Source organism: Streptomyces alanosinicus, assembly GCF_014650595.1.
Lineage (GTDB): Bacteria > Actinomycetota > Actinomycetes > Streptomycetales > Streptomycetaceae > Streptomyces > Streptomyces alanosinicus.
In genome coordinates this window covers 396,702-414,439 of record NZ_BMVG01000002.1, presented here as the reverse complement: position 1 = coordinate 414,439, position 17,738 = coordinate 396,702, and the positions used below count along the sequence as shown (strand labels likewise).

Sequence of the window (17,738 nt, the reverse complement as noted above, 5' to 3'; positions counted from 1 at the left end):
GATGGGAGCAGGTCACGCGCACAGGCTGTACCGGCACGGGCACTCGCCCGTGCACGCCCTGCCGCCGCACACCAAGCTGGCGGCCGCCTTCACGTTCGTCGTGGTCGTCGTGTCGACCCCGCGCGAGGCGATGTGGGCGTTCGCGGTGTACGCCCTCCTGCTCGCGTGCGTCGCCCGGCACGCGCGCGTGCCCGCCGGTTTCCTGCTCAAACGGCTGCTGATCGAGGTGCCGTTCGTGGCGTTCGCGGTGCTCATGCCGTTCGTGGCGGAGGGCGAGCGCGTGCAGGTGCTGGGCCTCTCGCTCAGCGTGAACGGGCTGTGGGGCGCCTGGAACGTGCTCGCCAAGGGCACACTCGGTGTCGCCGCCTCCGTGCTCCTGGCCGCCACCACGGAGCTGCGCGAACTGCTGCTCGGGCTGCAGCGGTTGAAGCTGCCGCCGCTGCTCGTGCAGATCGCTTCTTTCATGATCCGCTATGGCGACGTCATCACCGACGAGATGCGGCGGATGCGGATCGCCCGCGAGTCGCGCGGCTTCGAGGCGAAGGGCGTGCGGCACTGGGGCGTGCTCGCCAAGTCCGCCGGCGCGCTGTTCATCCGCTCCTACGAGCGCGGGGAGCGCGTGCACCTGGCCATGGTGAGCCGGGGGTACGCCGGTGCGATGCCGGTCATCGACGAGGTCACCGCGTCCGGCGCGCAGTGGCGTCTCGCTCTCGCGCTCCCCTGCGCCGCCCTCGTCGTCTGTCTGCTGGGATGGTTCCTGTGAGTACTGCTTCCCTGGAGGTCTCCGGCCTCGCCTTCGCCTACCCCGACGGCCATCAGGCCCTGTTCGGCGTCGACTTCACGATCGCGCGCGGGGAGCGGGTCGCGCTGTTCGGCCCAAACGGCGCCGGCAAGACCACCCTGGTGCTGCATCTCAACGGCATCCTGGGCGGCGGGACCGGCACCGTGACGGTGGCCGGACTGCCCGTCGGCACGGAGCACATGGCCGCCGTCCGGCAGAAGGTCGGCATCGTCTTCCAGGATCCGGACGACCAGTTGTTCATGCCGACCGTGCGGGAGGACGTGGCCTTCGGGCCGGCCGCCGCCGGGCTCAAGGGGGCCGCGCTGGAGGAGCGGGTGCGCACCGCCCTGGAGCGCGTCGGCATGCAGGACTTCGCCGGCCGGCCGCCGCACCATCTGTCCTTCGGGCAGCGCCGGCGCGTGGCCGTGGCCACCGTCCTCGCCATGGAGCCGGAGATCCTCGTCCTCGACGAACCGTCCTCCAACCTCGACCCGGCCTCCCGCCGCGAACTCGCCGACATCCTGCGTTCCCTGGACGTCACCGTCCTCATGGTCACCCACGACCTCCCCTACGCCCTGGAGCTGTGCCCGCGCTCTCTCGTCCTCAGCGACGGCGTGATCGCGGCCGACGGCCCGACCGGGGCGCTGCTCGGCGACGAGAAGCTGATGCGGGCGCACCGGCTGGAGCTGCCGTTCGGCTTCGACCCGAGGTCCGTGACCATGGGCGCGTGACGGCGAGGCCCCCTGCTCACCACGACGGGGCCCGGCGCGCAGGAGGTCGCGCAGTCGCGCGGTTGTGCGAGGAGTTGTGGAAGCTCACCGAGCGCGACCCGCGGCAACATCGATGTAACGATCCTGCTGAGCTGATCCCACCGAGGAATCACAGGCGCACGACCCGTGTTCCACGCACTGTCGCAGGTGATCGGAAAGGGACAGCGGGCGTGGACGTGCACGGCACAGTGGCCGAGGGCTTCGAGCCCGTCGAGGAAGCGTTCCGAGCGAACTTCGCGCTGCTCGGGGAGCGCGGCGCGGCTGTCGCCGTGTACCGCGACGGGCACAAGGTCGTCGACCTGTGGGCCGGCACGAAAGACGTCGATGGTGCGCCCGGTGCGGTGCCGTGGGAGCCCGGGACCGCGCAGATCGTGCGCTCCGCGACCAAGGGCGTGGCCGCCGCCGCGCTCCTGCTCCTGCACCAGCGCGGCGAGCTGGACCTGGACGCCCCGGTCAGCGCGTACTGGCCCGAGTACAAGGCGGCCGGCAAGGAGCACACCCTCGTCGGGCATCTGCTCGCCCACCGCGCGGGCGTGCCCGTGCTGGACCGCCCGCTGACCCCCGCGGAGGCCGCCGACCCCGACCTGGGCGCCGCGGCCGTCGCCGCGCAGGCGCCGGTGTGGGAACCGGGCACCGACCACGGCTACCACGCCCAGACCTACAGCTGGCTCAGCGGCGAACTGATCCGCCGGATCACCGGTCGCCCGGCCGGCGAGTGGATCGCGCAGGAGATCGCCGGCCCCGTCGGCGCGGACCTGTGGCTCGGCCTGCCGGAGTCGGAGCACGCGCGCGTGGGCCGCGTCGGCCCGGTCGAGGCGCCCGAGGCCGCGGGCGGCCTGAGGACGCGCCCCAAGCGCGCCGTGGCCGAGGCCTACGCGGCCCCAGACTCGCTGACCCGGCGCGCGTTCGCCGCGATCGCCCCGCTCCCCGACGAGAACGATCCCGGCTACCGCGCGGCCGCCCTGCCCGCCTCCAACGGCATCGCCACCGCCGACGGGCTGGCCCGCTTCTACGCCTCGCTCATCGGCGAGGTGGACGGCGGTACCCGGCTGTTCACACCGGAGACGACGGAGCTGGCCCGCGGCGAACAGTCCGCCGGGCCGGACCGGATCCTGGTCGTCGGCACCCGGTTCGGCCTCGGCTACATGCTGCACGGCGCCGCGTCCCCGCTGCTCTCCCCCGGCTCCTTCGGCCACCCCGGCCGGGGCGGCGCCCTCGCCTTCGCCGACCCGGAGACCGGCATCGCCTTCGGCTATGTCACCAACGGCTTCCGCGCGAGCGTGACGGCGGATCCGAGGGCGCAGGCGCTGGTACGGGCGGTACGCGCGGCGCTCGCGTAGGGACGTACGCCCCGGAGTGCACTCCTGGGCGTCCGCGCGCCGTCAGACGTTGATCGAGTGCGAGATCCGCCCGGACTCCGCGTCGATCTCGTCATGGGCCTTGGTCAACAGGTGCATGGCCAGTTCGTTGAGGGCACGCGCGCCGGCTATCTCCTCGCCGACCCGTGGTTGGTTGGCGTCGATGAGGTGCCGGGTGGCGTGGCCGTGCGCCCGGACCTCGGTGCCGTCGGGCAAGCGCACCAGGGCCGCAGCCCTCGTGTGCTGATCATCCTCCAGGAACTCCAGCTCGACATGCCAACCGACAGCGGTGTGCATCATGACGATCACCTCCGGAAAACCGCTGCTTCCAGGGTGCGCCCGAGCATCCCGGCCCGCCATGCCGGCGCCCGCCCGGCGGACCGGCGTTCCCTCTCGCTACCGGCTCTCGCCGCGCCCGCCGCCCGTGCCGCCCTGGTCGTCGAAGCTGGCGAAGTACGCGGCGGCCATGTCCTCGGCGGCGTGGCCTCGGGCGGCGGCACGGGCGAAGCGTTCCGCGGCCGCCGCGGCGACGTCGAGCCGTACGCCGTTGCGCTCCCCCGCCCGCACGATGAGACGGGCGTCCTTCTCGGCGGTGGCCACCGCGAACGAGGCCGGGGACAGCTTGCCGTCGAGCACCAGCGCGGCCTTGGCCCGCAGATAGGCCATGTCGAGCGGGCCGCCTTCGATGAGGTCGAAGAAGTCCCGCGGTTCGACGCCGAGGGCCTGGGCGAGGGCGAGGACCTCACCGGTGGCCGCGGTGGCCGCGAGCACCCAGCTGTTGGCGACCAGTTTCAGCCGGCTGGCGCTGCCGGCGCCGCCGTCGGCCCCGGTCCACATGGTCTTCGCGCCGACCGCGTCGAAGACGGGCAGGACCGCCTCCCGCCCCTCCTCCGGCCCGGCGGCCAGCACGGTCAACTGACCGGCCTCCGCGGGCTGTCGAGTGCCGAGGACGGGTGCGTCGTAGAAGACGAGTCCGTACTCGCGGGCGAGGGCGGCCAGGTCGGCGACCGGATCGGTGCCGACGGTGGTGCACTGTGCCCACACCATGCCGGGTCGCAGCGCCGGCGCGGCCTCGCGCATGACGTCCAGGACGGTGTCGCCGTCGTAGAGCATCGTCAGGACGACGTCGGCGCCCTCGACCGCCTCGGCGGGGGTGCGGGCGATCCGTGCGCCGTCCGCGGCGAGCGGCTCGGCCTTCTCGCGTGTCCGGTTCCACGCGCGTACGTCCAGCCCGGCGCGGCACAGGTTCCGGGCCATCGCGGCCCCCATGATGCCGGTACCCAGCACGCTGACGGTCGGCTTGTCGGTCATTGACGGCTCCCTGTCGTCGGGTTGCTGCCCAGTGCTCCCCGCCATCTTCGCCGCGCCCGCCACGTCGTGCACGAACCCGCCCCCGCCACGTCGCGCACCACCCGGCGCGCGCCGCACGCCACACCAACTGCCGCACAGCGCGCGGCGTTCCTCACGGCGCGCACCACCCCACCCCGGCGCACGCACCGAACCACACAACCGGCGCCCACACCCCGTCCCCGGCGCCCCGAGCCCAGCGCACTCCGCAGCGTGCACCCCTCGCGCGCGCCGCTCCCCGCACCACCCGATGCCCGGCGCACACCCCCGCCCCCACTACCCGGCGTGCATCATCAACCCGATGCCCACCACCAGCAGCCCCGCCGCAGCGATGCGCGGCGCTCCGAACCGCTCCTTGAAGAACAGCGCGCCGATCGCGGCCCCGACGATGATCGAGGACTCGCGCAGGGCCGCGATCGGGGCGAGTTCGGCCCGGGTCTGGGCCCACAGGACGAGGGCGTACGCGGACACGGACAGGGCGGAGCCGAGGAGGCCGAGCGCGGCGTACGGCCGGAGCAGCCGGACGGTGTCGGCACGCGCGCGTGCGCACATGTAGCCGGGGATCACGACCCCCTGGATGATCATGAGCCAGGCGATGTATCCGAGCGGGGAGTGCGCGGCGCGTACGCCCAGGCCGTCGATCACCGTGTACACCGCGATGGTGAGCCCGGTCGCGAAGGCCGCGCCGATCGCCGCCCAGTTGGGCCGGTTGCCGCGCAGCCCCCACAGGCTGACGCCCATGAGCCCCACGCAGGACACGGCGATCCCGGCCAGCGCCCAGTTCCCGGGCACCTCGTGTGCGAAGACGGCGGCCAGCACGGTGACCACGAGCGGGGCGCTGCCGCGTGCGATGGGGTACGCCTGCCCGAAGTCGCCCAGCCGGAAGGAGGTCATCAGCAGGGCGTAGTAGGCGATGTGCACGACCACCGAGGCCAGCAGATACGGCCAGGCGGGCCCCGCCGGGAAGGCGACGAACGGCGCGATCGCGAGCCCGATCAGCACCCCGCCCCCGGAGATCAGGGTGAAGCCGACCAGCTTGTCGGTGATGCGATGCGCGATGGCGTTCCAGCTGGCGTGGGTCACCGCGGCCAGCAGGACGGCGGCCGAGACGAGCGGCGTCACGCGGTCTGCTCGCGCACGTCCACCAGGTCGGCGCCCGCGTGGGTCACGAGCGCCTTGGGCTCGATCGGGAAGACGGTGTGCGGCGTACCGGCCGCGGCCCAGACCACGTCGTGCGTGAGCAGCGAGCGGTCGGCGAGGACACGCGTGCGTGTGCGGTGGCCGAAGGGCGGGACGCCGCCGATGGCGTACCCGGTGGTCTCGCGCACGACGCCCGCGTCGGCCCGGCTGACCTCGGCGGCGCCCAGTTCCTTCCGCACCCGCTCCACGTCCACGCGCGAGGCACCGTCCATGAGGACCAGCACCGGTACCCCGTCGGCCGCGAAGATCAGTGACTTGCAGATCTGGCTCAGCTCGCAGCCGACGGCCGCGGCGGCCTCGGCGGCGGTCCGGGTGGCCTCCGGGAACCGCCGGGCCCGGCCGAGCAGTTCGTCGAGGCCGAGTGCGCGCAGGGCCTCGGCGAATCGGGGGTGGGCTCCGCTGTCGTCGGCGTCAGTGGCGGCTGTCGTCGTCATGCCGGGCACGCTACGCCATCGTCCGAGCCCAGCTCACAGGCTTTTCACCGCACCGCACCGCATCGCACGCGCGAGAGCGGCAGAAAGAGGCCGGTGAGGGTGCAGCCCCGTCCCCACGGGCACCCTCACCGACCGGTCCTCTGCCGGAGGCGGTACGTCAGGCCCGTACCAGCTCCCGCTCCTCGTCGGGGTCGGCGCCCTCGCGGCCCGAGTCCGACAGGTCGCGCAGGCCCTCGCCCTCGACGTCCACGTTGGGCAGCGCCCGGTCCAGCCACTTCGGCAGCCACCAGGCCCGCTTGCCGAGCAGCGCGAGCACCGCCGGGACGATGGCCATGCGGACGATGAACGCGTCGAAGAAGACGGCGATCGCGAGGCCGAAGCCGATCATCTTGACCATCGCCTCGGTGGAGCCGATGAAGCCGGAGAAGACGGCGATCATGATGACGGCCGCGGCGGTCACGACCCGGGCGCCGTGCCGGAAGCCGGTGACGATGGCCTGGTCGGGCTTCTCGCCGTGGACGAACGCCTCCCGCATCCGGGTCACGAGGAAGACCTCGTAGTCCATCGCGAGGCCGAAGACGACGCCCACCATGAAGATCGGCATCATCGACATGACCGGGCCGGTCTGCTCGACGTTCATCAGGCCGGACAGCCAGCCCCACTGGAAGACCGCGACCACGGCGCCGAGGGCCGCAAGCACGCTCAGCAGGAAGCCGAGGGCCGCCTTCAGCGGGACGAGGACCGAGCGGAAGACCACGATCAGCAGCAGGAACGCGAGGCCCACCACCAGCGCCAGATACGGCAGCAGCGCGTCGTTCAGCTTCTGCGAGACGTCGATGTTCATCGCCGTGGAACCGGTGACCAGAAGCTTGGAGTCGGTCGCCTCGGCGATGTCCGCGCCCTTGTCACGGATGGCGTGGACCAGGTCCTCGGTCGTGTGCGAGGACGGCTTGGACTTGGGTACGACCGTGATCGTCGCGGTGTCGCCGGCCTTGTTGGCGACGGCCGGGGTGACCGTGACGACGTCCTTCAGGCCCTTGATCTCGTCGCCGACCTTGGTGAAGGCGCCCTTGGGGTCGTGGCTGTCCTTGGCGTCGACCACGACCATCAGCGGGCCGTTGAAGCCCGGCCCGAAGCCCTCGGAGAGCAGGTCGTAGGCGCGGCGCTGGGTGGTGGAGGCGGGCTGGGACCCGTCGTCGGGCAGGCCCAGTTCCAGGGAGGCGGCCGGGATCGCGGCCGCGCCGAGGCCGAGCACACCGAGCAGCAGAACGGCCACCGGGCGCCGTACGACGAAACTCGCCCAACGGGTGCCCATGTTGGGCCGGGCCGGCTTCTTCGGGGTACGGCCGCCGCCGAGCAGCTTGCTCTTCTCGCCGGCCGGCTTGATCTTGCGGCCCGCGTAGCCGAGCAGCGCCGGGATCAGCGTCAGCGCGATGAGGACGGCGATGGCGACGGTGCCCGCCGCCGCGATACCCATCTTGGTGAGCATCGGGATGTTGACGACCGACAGGCCGACCAGGGCGATGACGACGGTGAGGCCCGCGAAGACCACCGCCGAGCCCGCCGTGCCCACGGCCCGTCCGGCCGCTTCCTCGCGCTCGCGGCCCTCGGCCAGTTCGGCGCGGTAGCGGGAGACGATGAACAGCGCGTAGTCGATGCCGACGGCCAGGCCGATCATCGAAGCGAGCGTGGAGGTGGTGGAGCCGAGGTCCAGGGCGCTGGCCAGCGCGGTGATCGTCGAGACGCCGATGCCGACGCCGATGATCGCGGTGAGCAGCGGGAAGCCGGCCGCGAGCAGCGAACCGAAGGTGATGACGAGGACGACGGCGGCGATCCCGATGCCGATGACCTCGCTGGAGCCGGTCTCCGGGGTCGCGCTCAGCGCGTCACCGCCGACCTCGACGGTCAGTCCGGCGTCCCGCGCATGCTGCGCGGACTCCTTCAGCGCGTCCCGGGAGGAGTCCTTCAACTCCATGCCGGAGACCTTGTACTTCACCGAGGCGTAGGCGATCTGGCCGTTCTTGCTGACGGCGTGCCCGAGGTAGGGGTCGGCGACGGAGACGACCTCGGAGCCGTTGCCCAGCTCCTTGACGGTCTTCTCGACGGTCGCCTTGTTGAGCTTGTCGGTCACCTTCTCACCGGCCGGCGCCTTGAAGACGACGCGCGCGGTGGCGCCGTCGGCGCTCATGCCGGGGAAGCGCTGTTCCAGCAGATCGAAGGCCTTCTGTGCTTCGGTGCCGGGGATGGAGAAGGAAGTGTTGCCGGCGGCCGGCGCGGAGGCGGCGCCCACCCCGGCGAGGGTGAGCAGCGCGATCCATATGAGGGCGACGAAATGCCGTCGCCGGAAGGCGAGACGGCCGAGTTTGTAGAGCATCGTGGCCACGGAGACGTACTCCCGGTCAGGTCGTGGGATTCATCAGGGCAGGGGTGATCAGCCCGACGACGTGAGCGGAGACGTCAGGTGGTGGGCTTGTCGGGGAGAAAGGAAGGGAGAAGGAAAGGAGGAGGGAGGGAGAAGGAAGCAGGACGAGAGAGGCAGAAGCGGGAAGCAGGGGTTCAGCTGGTGACCAGGGACTGCCGAGGGGCGGTCGTCACTGGTCGGACGGGGTGATGCCGAGGGCGGGGAGGACCACGGCGTCGATGTACGACATGAGGAAGGACTGCGTCGGCGGAAGCTCGTCGATCATCGTGCGGGCGGCGAACCCACCGAGCATCATGTGCATCATGAACTCGATCGCCGGGTTGTCCGCACGGACCTCGCCCCGGTCGACGGCCCGCTGCACCACGCGACGGAACGACGCCATCTCCGGCTCGATCAGATGCTCCCGGAACGCCCGCAGGAGGTCCGGGTTGCTGTGCACCGCCATGGCCAGACCCCGCATCAGCGCGGAGTTCTGCTCCATCTCACAATCGTCCGAGCGCATGGTGAGAGCGTGCAGATCGCCCTTGAGCGACCCGGTGTCGATCGCGTCGAGCCCCATGCCGCCCGGCTTGCTGTGCCGTACCGCCTTCGCCACCAGCTCGGCCTTGCCGCCCCACTGGCGGTAGAGCGTCGCCTTGCTGGACTTGGTGCGAGCCGCCACGGCGTCCATGGTGAGGGCGTCGTAGCCGACCTCCCGGAGCAGGTCGAGCACGGCCTCGTACAACTCGGCCTCGCGCTCGGGCGTGATCCGGCTGCGACGCGCCGTTGCGACGACCTCGGTCATGCCTTTCACCTTCCCACTCCGGAGCCTTTTGGCTTCGTACCACCATGAAGATACCCCGCAAGCGAGCGAAACGAAACCGTTTCGTACGTGCTTTGGGTCACGAACGTGAGAGACGCATAAGTTGCTGGGCCCCAGCGGGCGGAAAAGCATGGGGAGGTGAGCTATCTACGCTTTCCTCACCTCAGCGGCGACCTGCTCTGCTTCGTGGCCGAGGACGACCTCTGGCTGGCTCCCCTCGACGCCCCGGGCCGGGCCTGGCGGCTCACCGCGGACCGTACGAAGACCGGGCACCCGCGCTTCTCGCCCGACGGCCGCCACATCGCGTACACGACCTGGCGCAGCCTCGTGCCCGAGATCCACCTCGTGGGCGTCGACGGCGGTCCCGCGCGGCAGCTGACGTACTGGGGCAGCGCCGACACCCAGGTCTGCGGCTGGGACCCGGACGAGCACATCCTGGCGGTGGCCTCCCACAACCAGCCCTTCTCCTACTTCACCTGGGCCTACAAGGTCCCCACCGACGGCGACCCCGGCGGCCGGCTGCCCTGGGGCCCGGTCGCCGACATCCAGGTCGCCGACGTCGCCGGCGAGCACAAGACCCTGCTGCTCACCGGCACCCCGCCGCACGAACCGGCCTCCTGGAAGCGCTACCGCGGCGGCGCCATGGGCCGGCTCTGGCTGCACGGGCAGCAGCTCGTGCCCGACATCGGCGGCCATCTGGCCTGCCCCATGTTCGTCGCCGGCCGGGTCGCCTTCCTCTCCGACCACGAGGGCGTCGGCAACCTCTACTCCTGCGCCCACGACGGCACCGACCTGCGCCGCCACACCGACCACGACGCCTTCTACGCCCGGCACGCCGCCAGCGACGGCACCCGGGTGGTCTACCAGTGCGCGGGCGACCTGTGGCTGGTGGACGACCTCGCCCCGGACGCCGTACCTCGCAAGCTGGACATCCGCCTCGCCGGGCCGGCCACCGGGCGCCGCCGGTACCAGGTGCCGGCCGCGCAGAACGTCGACGGCATCTCCGTGGACGACACCGGCCGGGCCAGCGCCGTCGTCGTACGCGGCAGCCTGTACTGGCTCACCCACCGCGACGGCCCCGCCCGTACGATCGCCGACACGCCCGGCGTGCGGGTACGGCTGCCGGAGATGCTGGGGACGACCGGCCAGGTCGCGTACGTCACCGACGCGGAGGGCGAGGACTCCGTCGAGATCGCCCAGCTGCCCCGCGCGACCGGCGACCGCGCACCGCGCCGGCTCGCCTCCGGCGCACTGGGCCGGGTCCTGGAGATGGTCTGCGATCCGGAGGGCGAACGGCTGGCGGTGGCTTCGCACGACGGGCGCTTGCTGCTGATCGATGTGTCGGAGGAGGAGGCGCCGGAGGGCGTTACGGAGGGGGAGCGCGGGGAGGTTCAGGGGGGCGGCGCTGGTAGCACGAGTAGCGCCAGTAGCGAAGGGGGAGGCTCCGGGGGCGCGGAAGGTACGGAAGGCGCCGGCGCGGAAGGTGCGGAGGGCGCCGGCGCACAGGACGCTGGACCCGCGGAAGGCGCCGGAGGCGAGGACACCGGACCCGCGGAAGGCGCCGGCGCACAAGCCACCGGACTCGCGGAAGGCGCCGGAGGCCAGGTCACCGAGCTGATCCGCTCCGTCAACGGCCCGGTCCGCGACCTCGCCTTCTCCCCGGACGGGGCCTGGCTCACCTGGTCCCATCCGGGCATCGGCCGCTCCCTGCGGCAGATCAAACTGGCCCGGATCAAGGACCGGCTGATCGTGGACGTGACCAACGGCCGCTTCGAGGACGAGAATCCCGTCTTCACCCGCGACGGCCGCTATCTCGCCTTCCTCTCCTGGCGCGGCTTCGACCCGGTGTACGACGTCCACACCGGCGATCTGTCCTTCCCGCTCGGCTGCCGCCCGTACCTCGTCCCGCTGAACTCGGCGACCCCCTCCCCCTTCGCCCTGAACCCCGAGGGCCGGCCGGCGGCCGGCGGGCTCGACCCGGTCGAGGACGAGGAGACGGGCGAGGCCGGCACGGTGACCGTGGAGGTGGAGGGCCTGGGGAGCAGGGTGACGCCGTTCCCGGTGATCGCCTCCAAGTACTCCGCGCTGTACCCGGTCGCGGGCGGCGGCCTGGTCTGGCTGCGCTGGCCGATCTCCGGCGCACTCGGCGAGACCTTCGCCAACCCGTCCGACATCAGCGGCCGTCCGACCCTGGAGTACTTCAACATCACCAAGGCGAAGAAGTCCGAACTGGTCGACCACCTGGACTGGTTCGCGGTCAGCGGCGACGGCAGCCGGCTGGTCGTCGTCGACGAGGGCGACCTGCGGGCCGTCCCCTCCACGGAGTCCGGCGACGCGGACACCACCGTCTGGATCGACCTGCGCCGCATCCTTCACGAGGTCGACCCGCCCGCCGAGTGGCGCCAGGCCTACGACGAGGCGGGACGGATCATCCGCGCCTACTTCTGGGACCCGGGCATGTGCGGCATCGACTGGAACGCGGTGCTCGACCAGTACCGCCCGCTCGTCGAACGGGTCGCCTCCCCCGACGAGTTCGCCGATCTGCTCCGGGAGGTCCTCGGCGAACTGGGCACCTCGCACGCCTACGTCACCCCCGCCCGCCGCAACGAGGGCCCGCCCCACTACCAGCGCTGGCAGGGCCTGCTCGGCGCCAACCTCGTCCGCCGCGACGGCCACTGGATGGTCAAGCGCATCCTGCCCGGTGACTCCTCCGACTCCAAGGCCCGCTCACCGCTGGCCGGCACGGGCATCCGCGAGGGCGCCGTCCTCACCCACGTCGACGGCCGCCCGGTCGACCCGGTGACCGGCCCGTTCCCACTCCTCGCCGGTTCCGGGGGTACGACCGTGGAGCTGACGTTCACCCCGGCGGAAGGGGAGTCGGGCCGGGCCCGCCGGGTCGCCGTCGTCCCGCTCGTCGACGAACGGCCGCTGCGCTACCAGGACTGGGTCGCCAAACGCCGCGGGGTCGTACGGGAGTTGAGCGGCGGCAAGTGCGGCTATCTGCACATCCCCGACATGGGCGGCTCCGGCTGGGCCCAGTTCAACCGCGACCTGCGCATGGAGGTGTCCCGGCCCGCCCTCATCGTGGACGTGCGCGGCAACGCCGGCGGGCACATCAGCGAACTCGTCATCGAGAAGCTGACCCGGACGATCCTGGGCTGGGACCTCACGAGGGACGCGCAACCGGTGTCCTACACCTCGAACGCCCCCCGGGGCCCGATCGTCGCCCTCGCCGACGAGGCGACCTCCTCGGACGGTGACATGATCACCGCCGCGTTCAAGCTGCTGGGGCTCGGGCCGGTGGTCGGCCAGCGCACCTGGGGCGGTGTCGTCGGCATGACCGGCCGCCACCGGCTGGGCGACGGCACGGTCATCACGGTCCCGATGAACGCCGCCTGGTTCGACGCCTACGGCTGGTCCGTGGAGAACCACGGCGTCGCCCCCGACCTGGAGATCATGCGCACCCCGCTGGACTGGGCGGAGGGCCGGCACGCCCAGATGGACGACGCGATCCAACTGGCCCTCGACCTCCTCGAATCCACCCCCGCCGCCATCCCCCCCGACTACACCGACGCCCCCGACCGCTCCCGTCCCCACCTCCCACCCCGCTAGCATGGTGATCGGCGGACATCGTGATACCGGGCCGCATCGTGATACCGGGCCGAGGGGCTCGCCGAGCAGGGGCGCGGGAGCGATACAGCCAAGCCGAGGCTATGCAGGGGCGCGGGGAACTGCGCGCCAAGCCCCCACCCACCCGCACCCGACACCACACCCCCATCACCCGGAGCTCGAACCCGCCTCCCCCACCGAGAACCCGCGAACAGACAACAAGCGTGGGGCACCCTCCACAAAGAAGGGCGCCCCACACCGAACCGGCGGCCAAAGCCGAGCGCAGCGACTACGCGTCGTAGTCCCGGTCGAACCGGTCTTCCATCTCCTGCTCCGAGTCCTCTATGTCGCGCATGTTCTGGCGGCCACGCTCGGGCGTCTGCTGCTGGCCCTGCTGCCCCCGCTGCTGCTGGCCTCGCTGCTGCTGCCCGCGCTGACCGGCGCGCTCACGCCCCTCGTTGGGTTTGTCCTTGGCCTTGGCCTTGTTCTGCCACTCGTTGGCCTGGTCCTTGAACTGGTCCTTCATACCCATGTGGGTTCACTCCTGTGGTGAGTGAGGGTGGGGATGCCCTGGTCGAGGCCCCGCAGCGGGGGCCTTCGGTGGGGCCTCGACCAGATTCACACGGTCGACCACGGAGCGCATGTGGATCAGTTACGGTGCGTAGACCGCGCGTCCTCGTCAGCCGCCCCGCCCGCCCCCACGAGCCCCGAGCTCATCCCCTGCAGACGGGGCGCGAACCGCTTCATCTCGCGCTGCCCGACCGTTCCGATGAGCGCCGGCAGATAACCGCGCACGCCCTGCATGCCACGCAACCACCACTGCCCGTACACATGCGCCGAGCGCCGCTCTATCCCGGCGACGAGCCGGTCCACCGCCGGTCCCAGCGGGTACGTCTTGTTGGACGGCCACGGCAGCCGCTGCCGCAACTCACGCATGACGTCGTCCTGGTCAGCGCCGCGCACCATGTCGGTGTCCGTCCAGGACAGATACCCGACGCCGACGCGCACGCCCTGGTAGCCGACCTCGGCGCGCAGACTGTGCGCGTACGCCTCCACGCCCGACTTGGACGCGCAGTACGCCGTCATCATCGGCGCCGGCGTGATCGCGGCGAGGGAGGCGATCTGGAGCAGATAACCCCGGCTCTCCGTCAGCACCGGCAGGAACGCCCGCGCGGTCACCGCCGAACCGATCAGGTTCACCTCGATCACACGCCGCCAAGCCTGCGGATCGGACTCGACGAACGGACCGCCCGTCGCCACACCGGCGTTGGCCACCACGATGTCGACCTTCCCGAACCGCTCCTTCACCTCCTGCGCGACCCGGCTCATCGTCTCGTGGTCGGTGACGTCGGCGTACCAGTAGGCGCTGTCGCTGTGCAGACGCGAGGAGACGTCCTTGAGCGCCTCCTCCTCCAGCCCGACCAACGCGACCTTCGCGCCGCGCGCGGAGAGCTTGCGCGCCAACAGTTCACCGACGCCGCGCGCCGCCCCGGTGACGACCGCGACCTGCCCTTCCAGGCTGACCCTGCTCATGCGCCCTCCTTGATCTGCGCCGTGGTGGAACGGTCCGCGTCCTCGGGGCCGCTCCCCGGGCCGGTGACGTACGTGGTGACGAGGTCCCGGATCCTGGCGGTCACCAGGTCGGGGGCCTCGATCGGGGTCATGTGGCCGACGCCGGTCAGCTCGGTGAGGCCGACGCAGTGCGGCAGCGCGGCAATCAGCGCGTGGGCGTGCACGGGAGGCGTGAGCCGGTCGGACGCGCCGTGCACTACGGCGGTGGGTGCGTGCAACTCCCGCACGCCGTGGTCGAGGTCGAGCGCCTCAAGCACGTTGGCCCACGCCTGGCGCACGGCGCGCGGACAAGCGTGCACGATCCGCGCGCACGCCTCCACCATGCGCGGGGCGGAACCGGCGCCCATGGTGGCGTACTTGAGGATGCCCTTCGCGACCGGCGTGACCGGGCCGAGCGGGGCGCTCGAACCGAGAATGCGCCCGGTGATCCACGTGCGCACGCGCCCGGCGCTCAACGGCACCACGCGCGACTCCGCGACCAGCCGTGAACTCCCGGTGCTGCACAGCAGGACAGCGGCGGCGTGTTCCTGGAAACGGGGGCGCGTGGCCGCGGCCATGACCGTCATACCGCCCATGGAGTGGCCGACGATCAGCGCTCTTTCTCCGCGCGCGAGGGTCTGCGCGAGCACCGCTTCCAGATCGTCCGCCAGCGCGTGCGTCGTGCACGCGGAGCTGGCAGGGCTGCGCCCGTGCCCCCTCTGGTCGTACGCGATCACACGGTGATCGGTGGCCAGCTCCCGTATCTGCGCGGCCCAGAAGGCGGTCGAGCAGGTCCAACCATGGGAGAGGACGACGGGAGGCGCATCCTCGGGCCCGTGCACCTCGGCGTGCAGTCGCGCGCCGTCGGCGGAGACGACGGTGAGTTCGCGGGCGGGGGTGGGCGGCGCGTACGGGCCGGATGCCACGGAGGCGAGACGGCTCATACGGTGCCCTCGCTCTGCTGAGCGCCGCTGGCGTGCGCGGGCGCGGACTCGTCGGTGGCGCGCGCGGATCGCTTGGCGGCGCGGGCGGGCTCATCCGCCTTCTTCACGCCCGCTCCCACACCCACGCCCTTCGCGCCGGGCTTGCGGAGGACCTCGTACTCCCCCAGGTCCACCCGTCGGGTCGCGCGCCGGAACTCGGACGTCGTACCGGGCCAGATCGTGGTGTTGCGGCCGCTCGCGTCCAGATACCAGCTGGTGCAGCCACCGGTGTTCCACACGGTGCGCTTCATGCGCTCCTGAACCTTCCGGTTCCAGTCCTCGACGGCCGCGGGCCGGGCATCGAGGGCCGTACGGCCTCCCCCAGTGCCTTGAGGGCCTGGGGGGACCCCCAGGACGTCCAGTTGCCGCAGATAGTCGGCCATGTAGTTCAGCTGGGACTCGATCATGAGGATCATGGAGGAGTTCCCGAGGCCGGTGTTGGGCCCGATGATCGTCATCCAGTTCGGGAACCCGGCGGCCGCCGCGCCGCGCAGCACCTGCATGCCGCTCTTCCAGGACTCAGCGAGCGTGACGCCCTCCGCCCCGACCACCCGCTCGGCGATCGGCATGTCCGTGACGTGGAAGCCGGTACCGAAGATGATCGCGTCGACCTCGACCTCGGTGCCGTCGGCCGCGACGACGGTCGACCCACGGATCTCGCTGAGCCCGCTCGCGACGACGTCCACATTCGGCTTGGCCAGCGCCGGGTAGTACTCGCTGGACAGCAGGATCCGCTTGCAGCCGATGCGATAGTCGGGGGTGAGCTTGGCGCGCAGGGCCGGATCCTTGATGGCCCGGGCCATGTTGCGCCTGGCGAGCTGCTCGACCATGCCGAGTTCGTCGGGGTGCTTGGTGAACGCCTGCACCTGCAGTTCCCTGATGCCCCACAGCAGTCCGCGCCGCAACTGGGTGGTGAAGGGCACCGACCGGTGCAACCAGCGCTCGGCGCCGCTGATGGCACGGTCCACTCGGGGCATCACCCATGGCGGGGTCCGCTGGAAAAGGGTGAGCCGGCCGACCTCACGCTGGATCGCGGGCACGATCTGGATGGCGGAGGCGCCGGTACCGACCATGGCGACGCGCTTGCCGCGCAGATCGTAGTCGTGGTCCCAACGGGCGGAGTGGAACACCTTGCCCGGGAAGGACTCCAGGCCCGGGATCTCGGGCGTCTTCGGGTCGGACAACGGCCCGGTCGCGGAGACGACCACGTCGGCGGAGAGCGACCCGCGCGTGGTCTCGATGTTCCACCGCAGATTCTCGGCGTCCCAGCTCATCAGCTTGACCTCGGAGTCGAAGCGGATGTGCCGGCGCAGTCCGAAGAGGTCGGTGACGTGCTCCAGGTAGGAGCGGATGTGCCGCTGCCCGGAGAAGGTGCGCGGCCAGTCGGGGTTGGGCGCGAAAGAGAAGGAGTAGAGGTGGGAGGGCACGTCACAGGCGCACCCGGGGTAACTGTTGTCCCGCCAGGTGCCGCCGACGCTGTCCGCCCGCTCCAGGACGACGAAGTCGGTGATCCCTTCGCGGCGCAGCCGCACGGCGGCCCCCAGTCCGCCGAACCCGGACCCGATCACCGCCACCCGTACATGCTCGTGCTCGGCCATCCCGAAGCCTCCACGCATCACCTTGGACTCTGCCAGTGAACACTGGCGCAATTGGACTGTAGAGCAGCTCCGTACTGAGCGGTAGGGGTCGGGAAGGGAAAGTTACCGGCGGTACAACATAGGCTGCGGGCGTGGCAGACGACGGGGCACGCAAGGCGGATCAAGGCGGCCGGCGCGAAGACCGGGACGGCGCGCACAGCGCGCACCACGGCGCGCGGGACACCGGACCGCGCGAGTACCGCATGGAGGAGCTGGCCCGACTGGCCGGCATCACCGTGCGCACACTGCGCTTCTACCGTGAGCGCAAGCTGATCCCGCCGCCCCGCCGCGAGGGCCGTATCGCCTGGTACGACGACCATCACCTGGCCCGTCTGCGCACCATCGCCGCCCTGCTCGAACGCGGCCACACCCTCAACGGCATCGCCGAACTGGCCGAGGCCTTCGACCACGGCCGCGACGTCGCCGACGTCCTCGGCGTCGGCACGCCCACAGAAGAGGAACCGGTCCGCCTCACCCCGGAGGAACTCGCCGCCCGCTTCGAGGGCGAGGTCACCCCCGAGAACCTCGCCGCCGCCATGGAACTGGGCTACCTCGGCACCGACGGCGACGAGATCGTCCACATCAGCCGCCGCCTGCTGGACGTCTCCTCCGCGCTGGTCCGCGAGGGCATCCCGCTCGGCGAGGTCCTCATGGCCGCCACCCGGGTCCGCGAACACGCCGACGCCCTGGCCGAGATCTTCGCCGACCTGATCCTGCGCCACGCCCCCGAGGAGGATCTCCACCGGCTGCGCCCCCTGGCTCGCAGCGTCGTGGAGGCGGAACTCTCCCTGGCCCTGGACCGGCGCCTCAACAAGGAGGCAGGCGCGCAGGACACCTGAGTGCG

At 71.6% G+C, this 17,738-nt stretch carries 15 protein-coding genes; 5 read left to right on the top strand and 10 right to left on the bottom strand.

Going from position 1 to position 17,738, the window contains the following annotated elements; all coding sequences use genetic code 11:
- Position 1 precedes the first annotated feature (1 nt).
- The 3 genes from cbiQ (at position 2) to IE277_RS08195 (ending at position 2,891) form a co-directional block, all read left to right on the top strand.
- Complete coding sequence (gene cbiQ / locus IE277_RS08205) at positions 2-763, top strand: cobalt ECF transporter T component CbiQ (RefSeq protein ID WP_189949944.1); 762 nt, start codon at positions 2-4, stop codon at positions 761-763.
- Positions 751-1,512 carry an energy-coupling factor ABC transporter ATP-binding protein gene (locus tag IE277_RS08200; RefSeq protein ID WP_189949943.1) on the top strand — a complete coding sequence of 254 codons (762 nt, stop codon included), beginning with the start codon at positions 751-753 and terminating at the stop codon, positions 1,510-1,512. The genes cbiQ and IE277_RS08200 overlap by 13 nt, the downstream gene beginning before the upstream one ends.
- 209 nt (positions 1,513-1,721) lie before the next feature.
- Entirely contained in the window at positions 1,722-2,891 is a 1,170-nt protein-coding gene (locus IE277_RS08195; RefSeq protein ID WP_189949941.1) for a serine hydrolase domain-containing protein, read from the top strand.
- A 42-nt stretch (positions 2,892-2,933) separates the two neighbouring features.
- Here the strand turns inward: IE277_RS08195 and IE277_RS08190 are convergent, their stop codons facing one another.
- The 6 genes from IE277_RS08190 to IE277_RS08165 form a co-directional block, all read right to left on the bottom strand.
- The gene (locus IE277_RS08190; RefSeq protein ID WP_189949940.1) at positions 2,934-3,209 is read right to left on the bottom strand and encodes a DUF1876 domain-containing protein; all 276 of its coding nucleotides are present in this window, start codon (positions 3,207-3,209) and stop codon (positions 2,934-2,936) included.
- A gap of 96 nt (positions 3,210-3,305) precedes the next feature.
- Entirely contained in the window at positions 3,306-4,265 is a 960-nt protein-coding gene (locus tag IE277_RS08185; protein WP_373310749.1) for an NAD(P)-dependent oxidoreductase, read from the bottom strand.
- 267 nt (positions 4,266-4,532) lie between these two features.
- Positions 4,533-5,378: an EamA family transporter gene (locus IE277_RS08180; protein WP_189949938.1), complete on the bottom strand. Its 846-nt coding sequence runs from the start codon at positions 5,376-5,378 to the stop codon at positions 4,533-4,535.
- On the bottom strand, positions 5,375-5,890 hold the full coding sequence (locus tag IE277_RS08175) for a YbaK/EbsC family protein (protein WP_189949937.1): 516 nt from the start codon (positions 5,888-5,890) through the stop codon (positions 5,375-5,377). The genes IE277_RS08180 and IE277_RS08175 overlap by 4 nt, the downstream gene beginning before the upstream one ends.
- Before the next feature lie 157 nt (positions 5,891-6,047).
- Positions 6,048-8,273 (bottom strand): MMPL family transporter, encoded by a 2,226-nt coding sequence (locus IE277_RS08170; protein ID WP_189949936.1) that lies wholly within the window; start codon positions 8,271-8,273, stop codon positions 6,048-6,050.
- A gap of 208 nt (positions 8,274-8,481) precedes the next feature.
- Positions 8,482-9,096 carry a TetR/AcrR family transcriptional regulator gene (locus IE277_RS08165; protein ID WP_189949935.1) on the bottom strand — a complete coding sequence of 205 codons (615 nt, stop codon included), beginning with the start codon at positions 9,094-9,096 and terminating at the stop codon, positions 8,482-8,484.
- Between the two features lie 156 nt (positions 9,097-9,252).
- Here IE277_RS08165 and IE277_RS08160 point away from each other — a divergent pair, with 156 nt between their 5' ends.
- Positions 9,253-12,726, top strand: a complete 3,474-nt coding sequence (locus IE277_RS08160; protein ID WP_189949934.1) for a S41 family peptidase — start codon at positions 9,253-9,255, stop codon at positions 12,724-12,726.
- A 286-nt stretch (positions 12,727-13,012) separates the two neighbouring features.
- On the opposite strand, the gene IE277_RS08155 is transcribed toward IE277_RS08160, so the two are convergent.
- The 4 genes from IE277_RS08155 to IE277_RS08140 all read right to left on the bottom strand — a co-directional run bounded on the left by IE277_RS08155 (position 13,013) and on the right by IE277_RS08140 (position 16,855).
- Positions 13,013-13,255: a hypothetical protein gene (locus IE277_RS08155; protein ID WP_189949933.1), complete on the bottom strand. Its 243-nt coding sequence runs from the start codon at positions 13,253-13,255 to the stop codon at positions 13,013-13,015.
- Positions 13,256-13,371: 116 nt separating this feature from the next.
- Positions 13,372-14,256, bottom strand: coding sequence for an SDR family oxidoreductase (locus IE277_RS08150; RefSeq protein WP_189949932.1), 885 nt, complete (start codon positions 14,254-14,256; stop codon positions 13,372-13,374).
- Positions 14,253-15,218 (bottom strand): alpha/beta fold hydrolase, encoded by a 966-nt coding sequence (locus IE277_RS08145; protein ID WP_189949931.1) that lies wholly within the window; start codon positions 15,216-15,218, stop codon positions 14,253-14,255. Before IE277_RS08145 ends, IE277_RS08150 begins: the two co-directional genes overlap by 4 nt.
- Positions 15,215-16,855 (bottom strand): flavin-containing monooxygenase, encoded by a 1,641-nt coding sequence (locus tag IE277_RS08140; protein WP_189949930.1) that lies wholly within the window; start codon positions 16,853-16,855, stop codon positions 15,215-15,217. The genes IE277_RS08145 and IE277_RS08140 overlap by 4 nt, the downstream gene beginning before the upstream one ends.
- Positions 16,856-17,097: 242 nt before the next feature.
- On the opposite strand from IE277_RS08140, the gene IE277_RS08135 reads away from it, so the two are divergent.
- Complete coding sequence (locus IE277_RS08135; RefSeq protein WP_189950172.1) at positions 17,098-17,733, top strand: MerR family transcriptional regulator; 636 nt, start codon at positions 17,098-17,100, stop codon at positions 17,731-17,733.
- Positions 17,734-17,738: the final 5 nt, after the last annotated feature.

Bases quoted from the DNA above. Each gene is read 5' to 3' on its own strand.
- cbiQ (WP_189949944.1), top strand. From the start codon at position 2: ATGGGAGCAGGTCACGCGCACAGGCTGTACCGGCACGGGCACTCGCCC.
- IE277_RS08200 (WP_189949943.1), top strand. From the start codon at position 751: ATGGTTCCTGTGAGTACTGCTTCCCTGGAGGTCTCCGGCCTCGCCTTC.
- IE277_RS08190 (WP_189949940.1), bottom strand. From the start codon at position 3,209: ATGATGCACACCGCTGTCGGTTGGCATGTCGAGCTGGAGTTCCTGGAG.
- IE277_RS08185 (WP_373310749.1), bottom strand. From the start codon at position 4,265: ATGGCGGGGAGCACTGGGCAGCAACCCGACGACAGGGAGCCGTCAATG.
- IE277_RS08175 (WP_189949937.1), bottom strand. From the start codon at position 5,890: ATGACGACGACAGCCGCCACTGACGCCGACGACAGCGGAGCCCACCCC.
- IE277_RS08165 (WP_189949935.1), bottom strand. From the start codon at position 9,096: ATGACCGAGGTCGTCGCAACGGCGCGTCGCAGCCGGATCACGCCCGAG.
- IE277_RS08155 (WP_189949933.1), bottom strand. From the start codon at position 13,255: ATGGGTATGAAGGACCAGTTCAAGGACCAGGCCAACGAGTGGCAGAAC.
- IE277_RS08150 (WP_189949932.1), bottom strand. From the start codon at position 14,256: ATGAGCAGGGTCAGCCTGGAAGGGCAGGTCGCGGTCGTCACCGGGGCG.
- IE277_RS08145 (WP_189949931.1), bottom strand. From the start codon at position 15,218: ATGAGCCGTCTCGCCTCCGTGGCATCCGGCCCGTACGCGCCGCCCACC.
- IE277_RS08140 (WP_189949930.1), bottom strand. From the start codon at position 16,855: ATGGCCGAGCACGAGCATGTACGGGTGGCGGTGATCGGGTCCGGGTTC.
- IE277_RS08135 (WP_189950172.1), top strand. From the start codon at position 17,098: ATGGAGGAGCTGGCCCGACTGGCCGGCATCACCGTGCGCACACTGCGC.